Source organism: Mediterranea sp. An20, from assembly GCF_002160055.1.
Taxonomy (GTDB): Bacteria; Bacteroidota; Bacteroidia; order Bacteroidales; family Bacteroidaceae; genus Bacteroides; species Bacteroides avicola.
This window is the reverse complement of record NZ_NFJV01000028.1, coordinates 16,518-34,224: the sequence shown is the minus strand read 5'-3', so window position 1 is coordinate 34,224 and position 17,707 is coordinate 16,518. Positions and strand designations below refer to the sequence as shown.

The following is a 17,707-nucleotide window of genomic DNA, read 5'->3' as shown; positions in this document are numbered from 1 at the left end:
TGCTTCAACTGCGCGTAAAGCGGTCCGTAGTGCCGAGGTATTGAAGAGCGGCACGGTCTATATAAGGAGCCGACTTGTTATACCTTTCCACAAAAGGCCGAAAGGGGTTCGTAAAAGGTGCGTGAAGACAGCATCCTTCACCATAACTTTTCTGACGACGGGGAGAAGCGTATGACAAAGAGAAGCAGGATGAATTGTGCCATACAGTGTATAAGGGAATATGATGGCGATTTGAATAATTTAACGGATGACCGGACTTATATTAAGTTATTGGTATTAATTTTGCGCCGCAAAATCGGACATCCGGTAAGGGAATTACATTACCTTGGCAATTCGATACGGGATAAAGAGTTTATCCGATGTATTGAAAGTAATGGGACGGCTCTTTCCCTTAAAACATAATTATTACTGTATCCCATCTGCAGAATTTTGATTATAGACAATCAAATTCAATATTAATTAAAACAGTAATAATTATGTGGAAAAAGTATTGTAAAATTTCGTTCTTGGTACTATTAACCGTGTTGGTAGTTCCGTGTTTCTTTTCTTGTAGTGACGACAGTGAAGATGTTGTTGTCAATATGAATCCTCCCCAATACGAATCAGTCAGTGGAAAATATGAAATCACCGACAGTTCTTCTCCGTATGTAAGTGTTGAACTGGGGGCAAGCGGTGACTATATCGTCATCAAACGTAGTAGCAGTAATACTGCTTCTTCATTGAAAAAAGAAAATCTTTTTTTCCGAAAATCCCCGGCAAGCAGAGCCGTGACGTATGGCAATGTAGTCTATGGCACTTATACTCCAATCGACAATGAGTCTTTCAATTTAGAGGGATTCGGTGTCATACAACTGAAATCAGACGGTGGTCAGGGAATTACAGACATCACAATTAAGCCTGATAGTGGAAACGAAATGAACCTCACCGTAAAGAAGGCTGAAACAATGGGAGATGATGAATTGACCAATGCTTTGTGCCGTACATGGAAGGTCCTGAAAATACATGAGAAAGGGTATGATTCATACGATGGAGAATATGATGACACTTATACTCCTAATGATTACGACGGTGTAATATCGGAGGTTATGTTCTCCAAGTCAGGCACATTCCTCAGTTTCTATAACGACAATGAAATAGAAGCTCATTTTTGGAAATGGGAAAACCAAGGCGAACACCAGATTCGCTATTCATGGGATAACGTATGGAACAATGATGATGAAGAAGGCAATTTTACTGTAAATTTTTCGTCTGACAACAAACTTACCATTTATGAGTATTATAGGGATTATGAAACAGATGAATGGTATGAATCTACAGTGGAATTAGTCGAGAAGAATCCGTCAGAAAGCAATGGGGAAGAGGGAGATATAACTGTTCCCACAGACAAGACTCCGGTTGAAAGAGTCTTTACGGGGAAGTTGGTAGATGAAGTGGATGACCACGGATTGGACAAGTTTATTTATGAGAATGGCTTCCTTACTCAAGTGCTATCCGGTGGCAGTGACGAATATAGAATAACGTTCGAATATAATTATCTTAATCCGAATAAATCGGCTTCAGACCCTGATGTAAGATACGCTGATGGAAGTGTGTCCTATGTCTATGATGTTTGGTTGAACGAATTAGGATTTGCCGAACGTATTGATTCAAAACATTATGATGATTATGGTGGTTTTGATTTCCAATCCACTTGTGAGTATGATGAGGAAGGGCATCTTGTCTATATGAACGAAGGTCGGGAAGAAAGAGAATACTCGCTTACTTGGACTGACGGGGATTTAGTTTGTGTAGACAGGCTGAACCGTAATCATACTACTAATTTTACTTATTCAGAAATGTCCAATGATAATAACCTGATGTTCTTCTATGACATTTATGATATGGACTTAGAAGAGTTGAAATATCTCTATTGGGCAGGGTTGCTCGGTGTATCTCCAAAACATTTAGTGGCATCGTCATATATACATTCTGATGGATATGACCATCCGTATGAAGAATATAAATGGGAAGCGGATAAGGTCTTATCCAAAGATGATGGTGAGAGCGATTGGACGGAAGAAATACTTTTCTCATTTGCGGAATAAGTAAGAACTACAGGTGTTAAACCTTTCTTTTCTATAATAGCGACTGTCACTATGCATTTATTAGTTGCAGTCGCTATTGTTTTGTCGAACCTCTATGTTGCCGTGGGGGTTAGTTACGGATTTGGCCAGAAACCGGTAGTGTCAATGATAATGCCAAAACACCCGACTTTACATTTTGAATGTGAAATCGGGTGCTCATTTGCAAATCTTAAAAAACAATTTTTTTGCGGAGAGACAGGGATTCGAACCCTGGGAACAGTTGCCCGTTCACCGCATTTCGAGTGCGGCCCGATCGACCACTCCGGCATCTCTCCTGATTTTTGCGTTGCAAAGGTAATTCGTTTTGTGATAAGTTGTATGCCTTTTCGTGATTTTTTTCTTTTGGGGTAGTAAAAAAGAGCGGAAAGAGGAGAAATAGATAACATGCGGATACCTTGTTGAACAAATGGGCACGGAGTTTGTTTTACTTTGAAAGAAAATGTCTATATTTGTCCCGAATTATAAATTGAATGATTATGAAGAAGATTTTTAGCATCCTGGTGATAGCTGTATGCTGCATGTGTATGGCTACGACAACTGCCCGCGCACAGTTCATCAAGTGGGGTATCAAGGGCGGTGTGAACATGACTAAGATTGACTTTGATAACTACAAAGACAAAATGGCCGGCTTCTTTATCGGACCGATGGCTGAAGTAACCATTCCTATCGTAGGGCTGGGGGTAGATGCTTCGCTGCTGTTCTCGCAGAAGGGAGTCAAGGCTGACAATGACGCTACCAAACAGATGGGGCTGGACATACCGGTCAACCTGAAATATACCATCGGACTGGGAAGTACGCTGGGCATCTTCATTGCCGCAGGTCCCGATTTCTACTTTGATTTCAAGGACGAAGGTGAATTTGACAGGAAAAAGGCGCAGGTCGGTGTCAATGTGGGTGCCGGTGTGAAATTGATACAGCATCTGCAGATTGGCGTGAACTACAATATTCCCATCGGTGACCACTTTGAATGGGGTGACCTGAAGGGTAAGGACAAGACCTGGCAGATTTCACTGGCATATCTTTTCTAAACAAACATAACTTCTACTTGTAATTAAACTTGTGCAGGCGTGGCGGCTGCCCGACTCTTTGGAGTAGGCAGTCGGTGCGTCTGCTTTGTTTTTTTGCGTGTCTGATGTGCGGTATTTGCTGTAGGATTTATAACTTTGTGCCTTCATGGAAAAGTTTGTAGATGTTATACTCCCTTTGCCCTTGGCGGCTTGTTTTACTTACGCCTTGCCCCCGTCTCTGGAGAGCGAGGTGCAGCAGGGGTGTCGGGTAGTGGTGCCTTTTGGACGGAAAAAGTTCTATACGGGCATCGTGTGCAATGTGCATTATCTTAAACCGACGGCATACGAGGTAAAGGACGTGCTGACGGTCTTGGACATTCACCCCATTCTGCTGCCCGTACAGTTCAAGTTCTGGGAATGGCTGGCCGATTATTATCTCTGCACACAGGGGGATGTTTACAAGGCGGCTCTTCCATCCGGACTAAAGTTGGAAAGCGAAACCATAGTAGTGCTGAATCCTGATTTTGAAGCAGAAGAACGATTGTCCGACCGGGAAACACGTATCTTAGACTTGCTGTCGGCCGAAGAAGGGAAGTCTGTCACGCAGTTGGAGAAGGAGAGCGGGGTGAAGAACATTTTGCCGGTCATCAATACTCTGCTGGACCGGGAAGCCATTTTTGTGAAAGAAGAACTGAAGCGCACCTATAAACCGAAGACGGAGACACGGGTGCGCCTGACACCTGATGCTTGCAACGAACACCGGCTGCATATCTTCTTTGATGAGTTACAGCGGCGGGCACCCAAACAATTGGACTTGCTGATGAAATACTTGGAACAGTCTGGACATCTGGGCGGCAACGAACGTCCGGTGGCTAAGCGCGACCTGTTGCAGCGCACGGGGGCTACGGCAGGCGTCTTTAACGGACTGGTGGAGCGGGGGATCTTTCAGGTTTATCAGGCTGAAGTGGGCAGGCTGGACAGACACTTGCCGACAGGTGGACTGGAGCTTCCCCATGCGTTGTCTACCCCCCAGCAGCAAGCTTATGAGGCCATCCGCACTTCTTTCAGCAGCAAGAAGGTGTGTTTGCTTTATGGCGTGACCTCCAGCGGGAAGACTGAGATTTATATTCATCTGATTAAAGATGCTCTGGAGCGGGGCGAACAAGTGCTCTATCTCTTGCCCGAAATCGCCTTGACCACGCAGATAACGGAACGCCTGAAGCGGGTGTTCGGCGAACGGCTGGGCATTTATCATTCTAAGTTTCCCGATGCAGAGCGGGTGGAAATCTGGCAGCGCCAGTTGTCGGACAACCCCTATGGTGTCATCCTGGGTGTGCGCTCTTCGGTGTTCCTGCCCTTTCAGAAGTTGGGCCTGGTGATTGTGGACGAAGAACACGAAACCACCTACAAGCAGCAGGATCCGGCCCCGCGCTACCATGCGCGCAATGCTGCCATCGTTTTGGCTTCCCTCTACGGAGCCAGGACACTGTTGGGGACGGCTACGCCCAGTCTGGAGAGCTGGCACAATGCGCAGACCGGTAAATACGGGCGGGTGGATCTGATGGAGCGTCACCGTGCCGTCTGCCTGCCTGAGATAATTCCCGTGGATATTAGGGAATTGATGCACAAGAAACGGATGAATGGACATTTCTCGCCCTTGCTGTTGCAATATGTCCGTGAGGCATTGCAGAAGAAAGAACAGGTCATACTCTTCCAGAACCGACGTGGCTTTGCTCCTCTGGTGGAGTGCCATACCTGCGGCTGGGTGCCCAAGTGTAAGAACTGTGACGTCAGTCTGACCTATCATAAGGGATTGAACCTGCTGACGTGCCATTACTGTGGATATACCGAGCCGGTGCCGCGCCGATGTCCTGCTTGCGAAGGAGTAGACTTGCGCCCGCATGGGTTCGGTACGGAGAAGATTGAAGACGACATCCGAGCCGTCTTTCCCGAAGCCCGTGTGGCTCGCATGGATCTGGACACTACACGTACACGTACAGCCTATGAACGTATCATCGATGACTTCCAGCAGGGGCGTACCGACATCCTTATCGGAACGCAGATGGTATCGAAGGGACTGGATTTCGACCGGGTGAGCGTAGTAGGCATACTCAATGCCGATACGCTGCTCAATTATCCCGACTTCCGGGCCTACGAGCGGGCTTTTCAGCTGATGGCACAGGTGGCGGGACGTGCTGGCAGACGGGAGACCCGCGGGCGTGTCATCTTGCAGACCAAGAGCGTAGGGCATCCCATCATTGCGCAGGTCATCCAGAACGACTACGAAGGCATGGCCGAAGGGCAGTTGACAGAGCGGCAGGCTTTTCACTATCCGCCTTATTACCGTCTTATTTATGTCTACCTGAAGCATCGGCGCGAAGACGTGCTCGAACAGATGGCGCAGGACATGGCCGCCCGTCTGCGTGCCCTTTTCAGACAACGGGTGCTGGGACCGGACAAACCGCCTGTGGCGCGCATACAGACGCTCTTCATCCGCAAAATTGTGTTGAAGGTGGAGAATAGTGCGCCTGTGGCTCGCGTGCGCAGTCTGCTGATTGATGTACAGAAGGCCGTGCAGGAAGACCCGCGTTTCAAGGGAGCAATGGTGTATTACGATGTAGACCCGATGTGATTACAGTGGTTAATGATTTCTGGCAATAGACTGCGTGTGGCACGGCTGTGTGACGTGTGATGTGGTGGCTACCGGTAATCATTTGCCTTTCATTATTAATAGTTTACTGTTATGAAGAGAATACTTTTTGTCTGCCTGGGGAATAAATAGAAAAATATAAATAATTTATATATCGCTGAAATAAAGGAAGTTCAGATTTATTTTATATCTTTGCAATGTAAACCAAATGCGGGTTTTACGCTATAAAATGTAAACCACAAGGTAAACTAAAATACAAGGATATGAAACGTAATCTGCCCACGATTTCAGCGATACTTTATACTTCCAAGACGCTTGCCAATGGTGAGCATCCTATTATGCTGCGCGTATGCTACAATGGCAAACGCAAGTATAAAAGTATGGGCATATCTTGCAAGCCTCAAGAGTGGAGCGATGACAAACAGCGTGTAAAAGGCAAACGTGCAAACAGCCTTAATACTATTATCACCAAAGAATTGGCCGACGCACAGAACTATGTTTTGTCTTTGGAAGGCAAAGCGGATTACTCTGCCTCAACGATAGTTTCAGATTTACAGAAAACAGCACCTACAAGGCTAACTTTATTTTCTTTGTTTGAAGAACGAATTGAGTTTTTCAAAGTAGAAAAAGGCAAATATAATACAGCCACAGGATATCTGACTTTACTTAACAGAATAAAGAAATACACCAACGGCAAGGATTTAGAGTTGTTTGAGGTGACAACAAATTGGCTTCGGTCGTTTGAAGAATATCTGCGTTGCCACTATGCTGATAATTCCATCCGAAAGTTCTATGATTGTTTCCAAGCTATCTTCAACTATGCCATAACTAAGGAGTATATTAAAGAAACTCCGTTTACGACTTTTCAGTTTAGTAAGAAGCTGAATTGTCAAACAAGGAAACGAGCGTTGACATTGCAGGAGATAACTTCTTTGATGGTGTACTATCTTGAAAGATACGGTAAATTGGGGATAGAAAATAATGATGTGTACGGCGAGCTTGAAGAAAAGCAATATTGGGTTAATCAAAAGTTTAAATTAAGAGGGACAAATAAATTAACCCCTATCAATGCCGAACAATTTTCTCTCGCTTTATTCCTTTGCAGTTATCATTTTCAAGGAATGGCACTTATTGATCTTGCCAATTTGAAAAAGAAAGATATACATTTAATTCAAGTAACAGACAGAGATAAGTTTGTGAAAGATTCGGCAGAACATGACTACGATTATGCCATGTCTCATTTAAGAAAATTGTTATGCTATGAAATAAATATAACGAGGCATAAAACGACACATCCAACAAGAGTTATTGTAGATGCTCGTTATCTTATACCGTACTTAAATCCGTTTGGAAGTTATATTGATGATGGCGATGATTTGGATGAGGACGAATTAGAAGATTATTTGTTTCCGATTTTCGATAAAGACGATGATACGGAAGAAAAGAAATTTGGTCGTATGACCTATATGAATTATTTGGTAAACGTCAATCTAAAACGCATTGCCAAACGCTTAGGATTTGCAGAGGGAATAACTTTTTATTCTGCAAGACATAGTTACGCTTCGGCTCTTTATCATGCAAATGTGCCAATGGGTTTAATTGCACAAAATATGGGGCGCAATCCTGCTGAAATAGAAACCTATCTGAAAGAGTTTGACATAGAGAACATTTACAAGGCTAACGAGAAAGCACTAATAACAGGCCAAGAGGATTTTTTAAGGATTACAGAGAAGCAAAAGCAAGCACAAAGGAACAAAACAAGAAAGGAATTGGAAGAAAAAGGAGAATTTGATACATTGAAGATGCTTGAGAATTGGTGGCGATTTATGGATGAGCATTGATAAAAACATTCAAAATCCTTATCTTATAAAGGAAAATGAATGTTTGTAGAGGCTTAATATCCGAAAATGTTACGTATAATACAATATATCAACAACTTACGCAAAATTCAAATATTCACTTCTGATTGTTTTTGAATATAACATTAAATAAAAAGCACCAACAATCGTAAGACTGTTGATGCTTATGAATGATATTTTTCCGTGCTTAATACTCGAACATCAATGTTGCAGTTCCCTTGAATGTGTAGGAACTGTTACCATTGCTCATGCTTAGATTGTCAAAATTGACAGTAATCTCGCTCTCACTTGGATTTGTGTTAGTTACTACTGCTGTTCCTGACACATACTTAAAAGAATCCTCTAGATCTATGATTGAGCCTTCTTCCTCTTCAATTAAAGGGGTAAGGGCTAAATCCATTTCGGCGAAATCATCGCCAACTTGAGGACACGTTGCATTGTGGTAGGAAAATGTGTAATAATCCACATTTATAACTCCGTTGCTCTCATTGTCAACAGCAACAGTGAAATCGCCTTTCCTTAGCGTTTCATTCCAATCACCCATAAAGCTGAAAGCGGATAGATTGTAGCTCACACCGTTAATCTCAATGCTATTTCTACCATTGTTGTTTGTTGGGTCATCATCATCGTCACTGCAAGCAACGAGAGTGAAAGACGTAATGGCAAATAAAGTCACCACGAATTGAAAAAGATACTTTTTCATAATCAGTTATTTTTTTTATTGTTTTTAAATGCCTTTGTTGATGTTATGAAAGTGAATATAGTTCACTTTTGTAATATAGCGAAAAGGAAAGATTTGTCGTGATTGACCAACCTTCTCTATATATTTACATTACTATACAATTTATTCTCCTATATTTCTTTCTATGAAATGGAATTCTACTGCAATATCACCACCATTGGGGTATGGACTAATTTCAATATATCCTTGAATTGATGCACCTCCAATGAATGTAAAAGATTCATTCATATTATCCAATAAATGCCTTTCTGATATCTCAGGAATATATCCATCATCTAAAGCAGTTATAAATGATTTTGACTTGAAAATACGGACTGTGCTGTTATTGACAAATTGCTTAAATATCCACACCTTTCCTTCAGGCACACTTATAGGGTTCGTCCTCAGAATATTATATTGCCGTTGATATACGCCATAACTTCCACTCAAATTAGACATTGCACCAGAAGCATCACTATGGGCATTCATAGTAATAATTATTTCTTTGGGCTGTTCTGACACTTCTTCAGTTTCTTCTTCCTGAGAATTTATGTTCTTTGTTTCTACATTGGCTGTTACTGCATTTTGTTTAGCTGCTGTAATTTCAACTTGCGAGAAAGTACCATTTCCTTTTGTATCAATATATCCCCACTTATCACCAATTTTAGCAACGGCGAATCCTTCTGAAAAGTCCCAAATTTCATCATAAATGTACGGGACAATCTCATTTCCCTGTTCGTCTATTGCTCCATATTTGCCATTCAATCTAACAATAGAAACTCCTTCTACAAAAGGGTTACATCCTGCTACCCAACCTGCATCTGAATATTCATCAAAATAAGCATCAAACGTAAGTGGAATGACCTCTTTTCCCTCTTGATTTATAAAACCTGATTTCCCGTCTTTAACAACAATTATCAACCCGCTATCTGATGGATAAATGGCATCATACACGGAAGTCGAGATTTCATTTCCTGTTTTATCAAGCAGCCTATATGATTGAGAAGTTGCTTCCCGTGTGACTATTACATTATCAAACACTTGTATATCACCATAAACAAATGGTAATATCTCCTTGCCCCTAGCATCAACGCCTCCCAAGAAACCTTGTTCATCCATTACAACGGCAATTCCTTTACTAAAAGGATGCATACCGTCTGCCACGTTATAGATACAATGAATCGTTTCATTACCTTTAGAATCAATGTACCCAACCTTTGATATGCCATCAGCATCGGCTATTTGAACAGCAGCCAAACCTTCAGAGAAAGAATGAGCGTATGTAAATTTGCAAGGAATCACTTCATTACCTTGCTTATCAATAAAGCCATATAATCCCTCTCTTTCAATTAAGGCTAATCCATCTGAAAACACCTCTGCATATTCATATTTGCAAGGGATAACTTCTTTTCCTTGTTTATCAATAAAGCCATATAAGTCATCTTTTCTCACTCGTGACAAACCATCAGAAAAGGAAGAAATTGCCGAATATATGCAAGGAGCAATTTCTTTTCCCTCATTATCGAGGTAGCCACAACCATGTATGTTCTTATAGTCCTTATTAACAGTGAAATAATCTGTATAATGATGAATCCATCCGTATTCAAAAGGTACGACTTCATTTCCTTTAGTGTCAATGCAACCATACAGCCCGCCTTTTGAAACAATAGCACGTGAATTGTTAAAATCTTCCGCACTTTCATATTGGCAAGGTATTACTTCATTGCCTTCTTTATCTATATACCCCCATAAACCATTATGTTGAACAGCAGCAAGTCCTTCATGAAAGTTGTTTAGTTTTTCATATTTCTGGACATTATTTGCAAATTGCTCTGTAATTTCTGAACGTTTGTCTTGCTGTTGGCCGTTGAGAATAGCAAATATACCACAACCGATAACCACAACAACTACAGCCGCTATTAGAATGCCTTTTTTACTGTTCTTCTGTCGAGGCTGAACATTTTTGATAGTTTCTTTTTTCTCCGTTTCTTCTTGTTGCTCCATCGACAAACGTACAGGATAACCACATTTAGGGCATTTCTCGGCTCTATCCGATACCATTTGCCCACAACTTTTACATTTTATCAGTGCCATAATATGATTTATTTATTGGTTAAGACTCGTTGAAGAAGTATGATTGGTTATTTTCGCAAATTCTGCTTCTGAAACATCTCTGTTTTTATATTCCTTAAGACTATGGTAAAGTCTCATTTCATTCAAATCAAAAACTAAATTATCATAATAATTCCATTTCCATTGATAAGTACTTCCCGTACAATCTTCAACGCCATTTCTATAAACATACGTTTTGAGATCAGACACAAATGATTCTCCATTCGATAATGTAAATACGTTATCTGATAAGATAAAAACTGTACCTATTAATTTAGAGGTGATATCGCCTCCCAATGTTTGATAGAGAATAACACATCTTCCATCAGGCAGTACTACAATGGGCGCACAATGAAACCTTCCACTTTGGGCATAATCAAAGGTATAAGTTCCAATAACTTTTTTTAATATTTTATCTTTATCATACTCTTCTGCATTTTCAACAGAGTCTTGAACATCTCCTTTCTTTGTCTCTGTTGGAAACTGATTATTAGCAATAAAGATGTATACGACCAATCCTATAATGATTAGTATTGTAATGACAGTTAAATAGTTCTTATTTATGCCATTCCGTTTTTGAGATAATGGATTTTCTTGCTGTTTAAGTTTATGAACCTCATTTTCATTTGGATATCCACAATTAGGACACACTGTATCTGTTGCAGACATCTCATAACCACATTCTTTGCATGCAACTTTTTTGTCTATTGGACATCCACAATTAGGGCATGATGTAGCCTTATCCGAAATTTCATGTCCACATTCACTGCATTTAATTAGTGCCATATTATTCAATCATTAACTATTGAGTATATACTAACTAGAAAGAAGTTGACCGAAAACAATATCCCCATCTTATCATCTCAACAACCTGTGAATAAAGTTTATTTGGATAATCAGATGTTGCTACAATCCAATCACCTGTACTATCATCTCTATAACCTGATTTTTTAACATTCCCGTAATCATCGTATGTTATTGTAATATTATGACTACCTTCTTCTCCCATACGCCAAGTCCCTTGAGGTTTCCCATTTAGACCATATTGCCCCTGACACCAAATTAAATTGCGGTCTTTAAATCTGACTGAGACTAATTTCCCATTTTTAAATGTTCCACTATAATAACTACGTTTATATGCTCCGTTTGTTTTAGATACTTTCCCTATGTAAATATCAAAATCGCCATCAGGAATTCCGTTCTCGTTGAAAATTATTTCACAATGAAAATCAATGTCTCTATCATAAGCGTCATTTCGTATAGGATAATCCCATGTCCATTTTCCCACTTGTTTATCATTTATAAAAAATCCTGCTGCTTTTGCCTTACGGCCAGTATCACCTTGATCAAACGAGAATTTACCCTCGAATATTCTACTGCCATCTGGAGCATCCTTATATTGGTAATTAGCTGTACCCACTAACGATACTATATTAGCTGGGCCAAAGGCGAACCCCGTCATCTCAAATTCACCTGTATAAGTCTTTAAATTATCCGAAAATACAAGATTGTCAAAAATTTGTTCTTCCTTTGTCTTTAATATAGGTACAATAATATTCGGCTCATTGGGAAATGCAAGTATATAATTAGAAGCACCTGTTATGTCATTGGGGTGAATGAAAAAATCATTGAGTATTTTATCGTAAGTTTCAATGTGTTTATATGCATCCTCCTTATACTGAGATATGAGTTGGTCTCTTGCGCCAATTTCCGCTAATATATACAATGTATCTACTGGTATCTTTGTCCTTTCAGAAACAGCGCTTGCCGTTTCTTTCCACTTAATTTGAGTCCACCAATAGTTATGCCCATTATATGATCCAAATCTGCATCCTGCTTGTTTTAACCGTTCCCTCAGTGATTTAATTTGAGCCTCAGTAAATTTCTCACCTTTCGGGTTTGTACGATTTAAGTAGTTGCTTTGTTGAGCAAATGTCATCATTGCTGTTAATGACAAAAATACTAAGGCTAACAACCTTAAACTTTTCTTACATAATTCGCCAAAGAAAGTGTATTTGGCATCACATATTCTTTCAGCCATAATGCAATAATAATTTAGTTGCATCTATGGCCCTGCGATGCGAATTCTTTTATTATTTAGACTTTGAGGCATAAGAAGAAAAGCGAGGCCGTCACTCTGCCTCATTCATTGATGTGAGGGCTTGGACTCCCTTGTTAGTAGAATAAGGAGAATGAACAGCCCCACTTGGATGTATTTCGTGATGTACGAATACAACCCAAGAGAGCGTCCTTCTCACAATATCTCGACTAACAATCTTTGTGAAAGTGTCCAAGTTTCACATCAACGAGATAAAGCGAAAATGCGCTTTCTTCAATATGTCTGTACTCGCTTTGCGCTAAGTACGTCACAAAGATAGCTAATTTTCAGAGAAGAACGCTCAAATCTTCAAAATAAATGTGCTAACGCCTAAAAATCAAGCAAATCATACGTTTCTAACAATTCTTTTTCTCTTATGCCCAAATATATTTTAGTAACAGACACATTACTATGATTGAATAACTCTGATAATCTCATCAACGCCATGTTAGCATTCTCACCTGCTGACTCAAACACCTTTCTACCAAATGTTTTGCGCATTGAATGTGTTGAAAAATGTTCAATCTTTAGATTGTATTTTTTCTTAATTTCCTTAAATAATATATTGATTCTTTGCGTGCTATACACTACTTTTTTTTGAGACAAAAAGCACTTTTCATTATCATTTTTGATGTGTAAAGCGTCATGGCATTTGCGGATATGCTGTTGGAAGTCCGCATTGATTTTCACAACCCTGCGTTTGTTTGTCTTTTTCTCGTTGATAGTAAATTTATCATCATTCAGCAACATAGACCAAGTCAATGTTAGAATGTCGCTGATACGCAGCCCAAAGAAACACCCACAACCAACAAGGAGTGACATACGGTAATTTCTATCTTTAAACAGTTTACGGATAAGACTCATAGCCGTGTCCCATTCTAAATAATCACTTGTCTGATATTTGAGAATTGCTTGTTTCATATATTTAAATTTACTTATTATTTCCTGTTTCTGAATATCTTTATTGTTTTGTCGTGTGTAAGTTGCTTATTTTCAACGCATATTCAAAATTGTGGAGAAAGTGAATATTGTTATGCAGCCATCATTTGACCACTTTCTGATGGCAGGATTATTGCCATCAATTCTGCTTTCTTTGTTTCGTAAAGTTTGCTTGCCTTTTCGTCTTTACTCCACATATTAGCGTGAATGTAGTCATAAGTTGCAATCCAAAGTTCACGCAAGGCATTTTCAATAGTAGAATTCTTAATTGAGGCAACAAGCTCAACAAAATACCTCATATTTCCTCTTGCATAATCCATTGCAGGGTGTGAATAATCAGCCATCATCCAATACCAATCGTGATTGTTCATCGTTGCTAATGCCTTATTTATGATTTCTACTGTTGCCATATCTTTAAGTTTTTATTGTTACTTTCGTTTTTTATTTACACCACAAAGATAGGCATATATTAAATAATAGCCAAATTATACGATCTAAAGTATGCTAAAGTATAACGTTTTATTGCTTGACAGCCAACAAAATAAAAAAGGATGCCATTTGCTGACACCCTTAATACTTGAATTAAAATACTTCAACCAAAGATTCCCACCGAAAACTTCTCCAAGCTCCTTTTTCTACGTCATAAAAGGCTGTTGTGCAATAGTTCTCACGACTTTCACCGTTGCCGTTTGTCTTGGCCTTTGCAAGGTTGGATTGGGTTGTTCCCCAACATTCCCTTAGTTCTCCGTTCTTCTTTATAAACGTGAAATGTGCGATACCATTTTGGAGCTTTGTTTTAAGCGTTTCAATCATCATCGCTTTTATTATACCCAACTCATCCGACTTTGTGCGGTTGGCGATTACTGTTGCCCTTACTGCTGTTGTGCCTTTAACTACGATTGCTTGTATCATAACTTTATTTGTTTAATTGTGAATGATTTATTTCCTTTACCCACTGCAAATATAGGCATATATTAAATAATAGCCAAATATCTACAGCTAAAGAAAACTAAAGTATAGGCATATATGCAATATATGAATGAAAAAGATTATCTTTGTTCTCAATATCATTGAAACTATGGAAGGAAAGAAGAAACAAGAGCGAAAAGTAGTGCATCTCCAAATAGGAGACAAGCACTTGTATTACGGCAGTATTTCACGGCTGTTTGATGACTTTACGGAAGATGAATTAGGCATTTCATATTATAAGACAAAGAATAATCTATCTAAGATGGGTACTATAACAACGGATAAATGTGTTATAAGGCAAGGCTATATAATAACTAAACCGAAAAAAAGATGATAACAGATAAACGAGCAACGGTAATATGTGTTTGTTTTAGAGAATCTATAATTCGTGTATTACTCGCATAACTAATTGATTATATGAAATTTACTTGCGTTGAAGTTGGAAATATAGGCACTTATGCCTTAAATTATAAATTAAGGGGTAAAGTGCGCCAATACTCGGTTAACGCCTTGCTAATCTTTTCCTTAGTTTCTTTCTTATGTTGCTTGCCAAACATAGGATTCTTTCTTCCTTGTTTCGCGATGCTCATTTTGAATTTTGTCGCATCAGACACTTTTCTACTATGTCTCTTGGCCATTTCTATTTGAACTTTATTGAACTATCACCTATTTAATAATAAATATCACGCTCGAATGAAAAAATCTCTCTACACAAAGAAAATATGGGTTTTTAAAGATTATTCCATTGGTGAAATAGTAAGCCATTATGTAAAGGCAGAAAACACATACGGATTATATTCTAAATCCGCTCCTACCATTATGCCCAAGATACAGTTGCCTAATGCTTCAATGGCTGATTGTGATGAGCCTAAAGCGGAAAAGAAAACCGTTGTAAAGCGTGAAAACTTATTGGCAAAGAAATATGAGTTTTTTATACATACAATTATTAAACGTACTCTTAATAATGATAACGGTATAGCCTATCTTCATTCTTCTGTACTTCAAAATGTCTTTGGCAAGGATTATAGGAAGATGTTAGATAATCTCTTTAAGATGGGTATATTGTATTCTGATGGCTATTACTCATTGGCTGAAAAGACATACGGATATTATTTCTCACCAAACGTAAGATTTACATATACCTTGCGTCCTTCTTCATATCTATCAGACTATGATGACAAACTTAACAAATGCCTATTGCCATATCAAACCAAAGAAGAACAAGACAACAAACAAAGGCTTGAAAATGATTACTTATATTCTCGCTATAATGACAGCCTCAAATATCTTAAACTTCAATATGTAGATGAAGCTGTTTCATTTGTCACTTCACACATATTTCCAACAGATAAATCCAACGAATACTATGTTAGGGTGATAGATAGATATTTGGATGGTGATTTTCACATTACTTCCATAGATGATAACAAGAGAATTTACTCCATAGCTACATCTACGCCAAGATTGCTTAAACCTTTCCTTAATATTAGATGTTCGTTAGACATACATAACTCTCATCCTTTATTATTTAACTCTATCCTAATGTCATACTATGATATTTCCACTTCTTTGATGGATAGGATTTACCCAATATACGAGCAAATATATACGTCCAATGTAGAATCTCATAATGTTAGGCGATTACTACGCAAAACATTGATAACAAACAATGTAGAGAAAGAAAATATAAAATCCATCCCAATAGATGTGTTATACTATATGTACTTGACTTCAATGGGTCTATTTTGGAATGTTGCCATACCAGATGAAATGGTAAACGAGAAAAATTTGCTTCGCTCTGATATTAAGGTCTTGATGTTTAGAGAGGTCTTTTATAGCAAGAAACTGACAGCAAGAGGCAAGGAATACGCCAAGATGTTTGCAAAGGATTTTCCTAATGTCTATAAAGTTGTGCTTGATTCCAAGAGGGAAAACCGTACAAAGCTCGCAAATGATATGATGAAGATAGAGAGTGAATTATTCGGTAAAATCTTAGTCGAGTTGTATGCCAAGAAATTCAAGGTTATTTCGATTCATGATGCCATTGTTGTGTTGGATGTGAAACAGAATGAAAAGTGTACGGAAGAAGTCGTTAAACAGGTAATGACAGCCGTGTATCGGAAATATGGATTGCACCCCGACATATCGGTTGACTACTATGGCAAAGAATGTATGGAAAAACTCATGGAACAAAACAGGTTGCTCAAAGGCCTCATTACCGATTATGTGCTGCAACTTAAAGGATTAGCCCAAGAAGGCGATGAGGATGCAATTTCTTTGCTCAAAAATATAGGAAACGGGGATTATGATTTTTATATAGATAAGGATGGACAACTTATGCTTCATCCGTTACATATATAAAATTTCCATATAATTTTTGTGAAACGTACAAGTAACGAATGCTTCATAATAGTTCAATACCAAACATTCTATACTGAAAGCGAGGATACCTACCTTATTACGATTTTTATTTATTACTTTTGCAATGAGCTAATGGAACAATGTTGTTTATAGCAATAATATATTGTAAACCACAATGTAAACTGAACATGTATGAAAGAATATAACTCATTGAATTATAATAAGAAATACAAAATACTTTTTGTCTGCCTCGGCAATATCTGCCGTTCATCGGCTGCCGAGGGAGTGATGCGCCGTCTGGTGGAAGAAGCCGGACTGGCGGGAGAGTTTGAGATAGATTCGGCTGGCATTCTGTCCTACCATCGCGGTGAGTTGCCCGATGCCCGGATGCGTGCCCACGCTGTGCGGCGCGGCTATGAGTTGACGCACCGTTCGCGTCCGGTGACAACAGATGATTTCTTCCACTTCGACCTTATCATCGGTATGGACGCACGCAATATGGACGACCTGCGTGAGCGGGCTCCCTCGCCGGTAGAGTGGAACAAGTTGAGACGAATGACCGATTTCTGCACCTCTCACCCGTATGCCGACCATGTACCAGACCCGTATTACGGTGGTAGCGAAGGATTTGAGTACGTGCTCGACCTGCTGGAGGATGCTTGTGCCGGTCTGCTGGCACGGCTGAACGGGCAGGGTGCATGAACGCGGTATGGGGCGTGTCCTTTCAGGGAAGTAGCTGGGGACGTTACTTCCAAGCCCTAAGGAGCCTGCCTCCAAGCGCGTGGAAGTGGGGTGCTACGCGCTTGGAGATAAGTAGCCCTGCACCAGAAGGGAAACGAGTATATCACAGGCAGAAAACCGGCTGCCT

General features: G+C 39.6%; 14 protein-coding genes and 1 tRNA gene. 7 read left to right on the top strand and 8 right to left on the bottom strand.

Annotated features, from left to right (window positions below; translation table 11 throughout):
- Nucleotides 1-476: 476 nt before the first annotated feature.
- The gene (locus B5F34_RS14020) at nucleotides 477-2,084 is read left to right on the top strand and encodes a DUF4595 domain-containing protein (RefSeq protein ID WP_087340267.1); all 1,608 of its coding nucleotides are present in this window, start codon (nucleotides 477-479) and stop codon (nucleotides 2,082-2,084) included.
- Nucleotides 2,085-2,311: 227 nt separating this feature from the next.
- On the opposite strand, the gene B5F34_RS14015 is transcribed toward B5F34_RS14020, so the two are convergent.
- Nucleotides 2,312-2,398, bottom strand: a tRNA-Ser gene (locus tag B5F34_RS14015).
- A gap of 201 nt (nucleotides 2,399-2,599) precedes the next feature.
- Here B5F34_RS14015 and B5F34_RS14010 point away from each other — a divergent pair.
- The 3 genes from B5F34_RS14010 (at nucleotide 2,600) to B5F34_RS14000 (ending at nucleotide 7,621) form a co-directional block, all read left to right on the top strand.
- Nucleotides 2,600-3,151, top strand: a complete 552-nt coding sequence (locus B5F34_RS14010; protein ID WP_087340296.1) for a porin family protein — start codon at nucleotides 2,600-2,602, stop codon at nucleotides 3,149-3,151.
- Nucleotides 3,152-3,296: 145 nt separating this feature from the next.
- Nucleotides 3,297-5,762, top strand: a complete 2,466-nt coding sequence (gene priA, locus B5F34_RS14005) for a primosomal protein N' (protein WP_087340266.1) — start codon at nucleotides 3,297-3,299, stop codon at nucleotides 5,760-5,762.
- Between the two features lie 281 nt (nucleotides 5,763-6,043).
- Entirely contained in the window at nucleotides 6,044-7,621 is a 1,578-nt protein-coding gene (locus B5F34_RS14000) for a site-specific integrase (RefSeq protein WP_087340264.1), read from the top strand.
- Between the two features lie 205 nt (nucleotides 7,622-7,826).
- Here the strand turns inward: B5F34_RS14000 and B5F34_RS13995 are convergent, their stop codons facing one another.
- From B5F34_RS13995 to B5F34_RS13965, 7 genes are all read right to left on the bottom strand, one after another.
- Nucleotides 7,827-8,342 carry a hypothetical protein gene (locus tag B5F34_RS13995; protein ID WP_087340262.1) on the bottom strand — a complete coding sequence of 172 codons (516 nt, stop codon included), beginning with the start codon at nucleotides 8,340-8,342 and terminating at the stop codon, nucleotides 7,827-7,829.
- A 141-nt stretch (nucleotides 8,343-8,483) separates the two neighbouring features.
- Complete coding sequence (locus tag B5F34_RS13990; protein WP_087340260.1) at nucleotides 8,484-10,454, bottom strand: WG repeat-containing protein; 1,971 nt, start codon at nucleotides 10,452-10,454, stop codon at nucleotides 8,484-8,486.
- Between the two features lie 12 nt (nucleotides 10,455-10,466).
- Nucleotides 10,467-11,258, bottom strand: coding sequence for a zinc ribbon domain-containing protein (locus B5F34_RS13985; protein WP_087340258.1), 792 nt, complete (start codon nucleotides 11,256-11,258; stop codon nucleotides 10,467-10,469).
- 34 nt (nucleotides 11,259-11,292) lie between these two features.
- On the bottom strand, nucleotides 11,293-12,513 hold the full coding sequence (locus B5F34_RS13980) for a hypothetical protein (protein WP_140393013.1): 1,221 nt from the start codon (nucleotides 12,511-12,513) through the stop codon (nucleotides 11,293-11,295).
- 387 nt (nucleotides 12,514-12,900) lie between these two features.
- The gene (locus B5F34_RS13975) at nucleotides 12,901-13,491 is read right to left on the bottom strand and encodes a tyrosine-type recombinase/integrase (protein ID WP_087340255.1); all 591 of its coding nucleotides are present in this window, start codon (nucleotides 13,489-13,491) and stop codon (nucleotides 12,901-12,903) included.
- 110 nt (nucleotides 13,492-13,601) lie between these two features.
- Entirely contained in the window at nucleotides 13,602-13,919 is a 318-nt protein-coding gene (locus tag B5F34_RS13970; protein ID WP_087340253.1) for a hypothetical protein, read from the bottom strand.
- Between the two features lie 172 nt (nucleotides 13,920-14,091).
- Nucleotides 14,092-14,421 carry an SH3 beta-barrel fold-containing protein gene (locus tag B5F34_RS13965; RefSeq protein WP_239448980.1) on the bottom strand — a complete coding sequence of 110 codons (330 nt, stop codon included), beginning with the start codon at nucleotides 14,419-14,421 and terminating at the stop codon, nucleotides 14,092-14,094.
- Nucleotides 14,422-14,548: 127 nt separating this feature from the next.
- Here B5F34_RS13965 and B5F34_RS13960 point away from each other — a divergent pair, with 127 nt between their 5' ends.
- The 3 genes from B5F34_RS13960 to B5F34_RS13945 all read left to right on the top strand — a co-directional run bounded on the left by B5F34_RS13960 (nucleotide 14,549) and on the right by B5F34_RS13945 (nucleotide 17,541).
- A complete protein-coding gene (locus B5F34_RS13960) occupies nucleotides 14,549-14,812 on the top strand; it encodes a hypothetical protein (RefSeq protein ID WP_087340251.1) in 264 nt (87 codons plus the stop codon).
- Between the two features lie 359 nt (nucleotides 14,813-15,171).
- Entirely contained in the window at nucleotides 15,172-16,839 is a 1,668-nt protein-coding gene (locus B5F34_RS13950) for a hypothetical protein (RefSeq protein ID WP_087340246.1), read from the top strand.
- Between the two features lie 192 nt (nucleotides 16,840-17,031).
- Entirely contained in the window at nucleotides 17,032-17,541 is a 510-nt protein-coding gene (locus B5F34_RS13945) for a low molecular weight protein-tyrosine-phosphatase (protein ID WP_087340244.1), read from the top strand.
- Nucleotides 17,542-17,707: the final 166 nt, after the last annotated feature.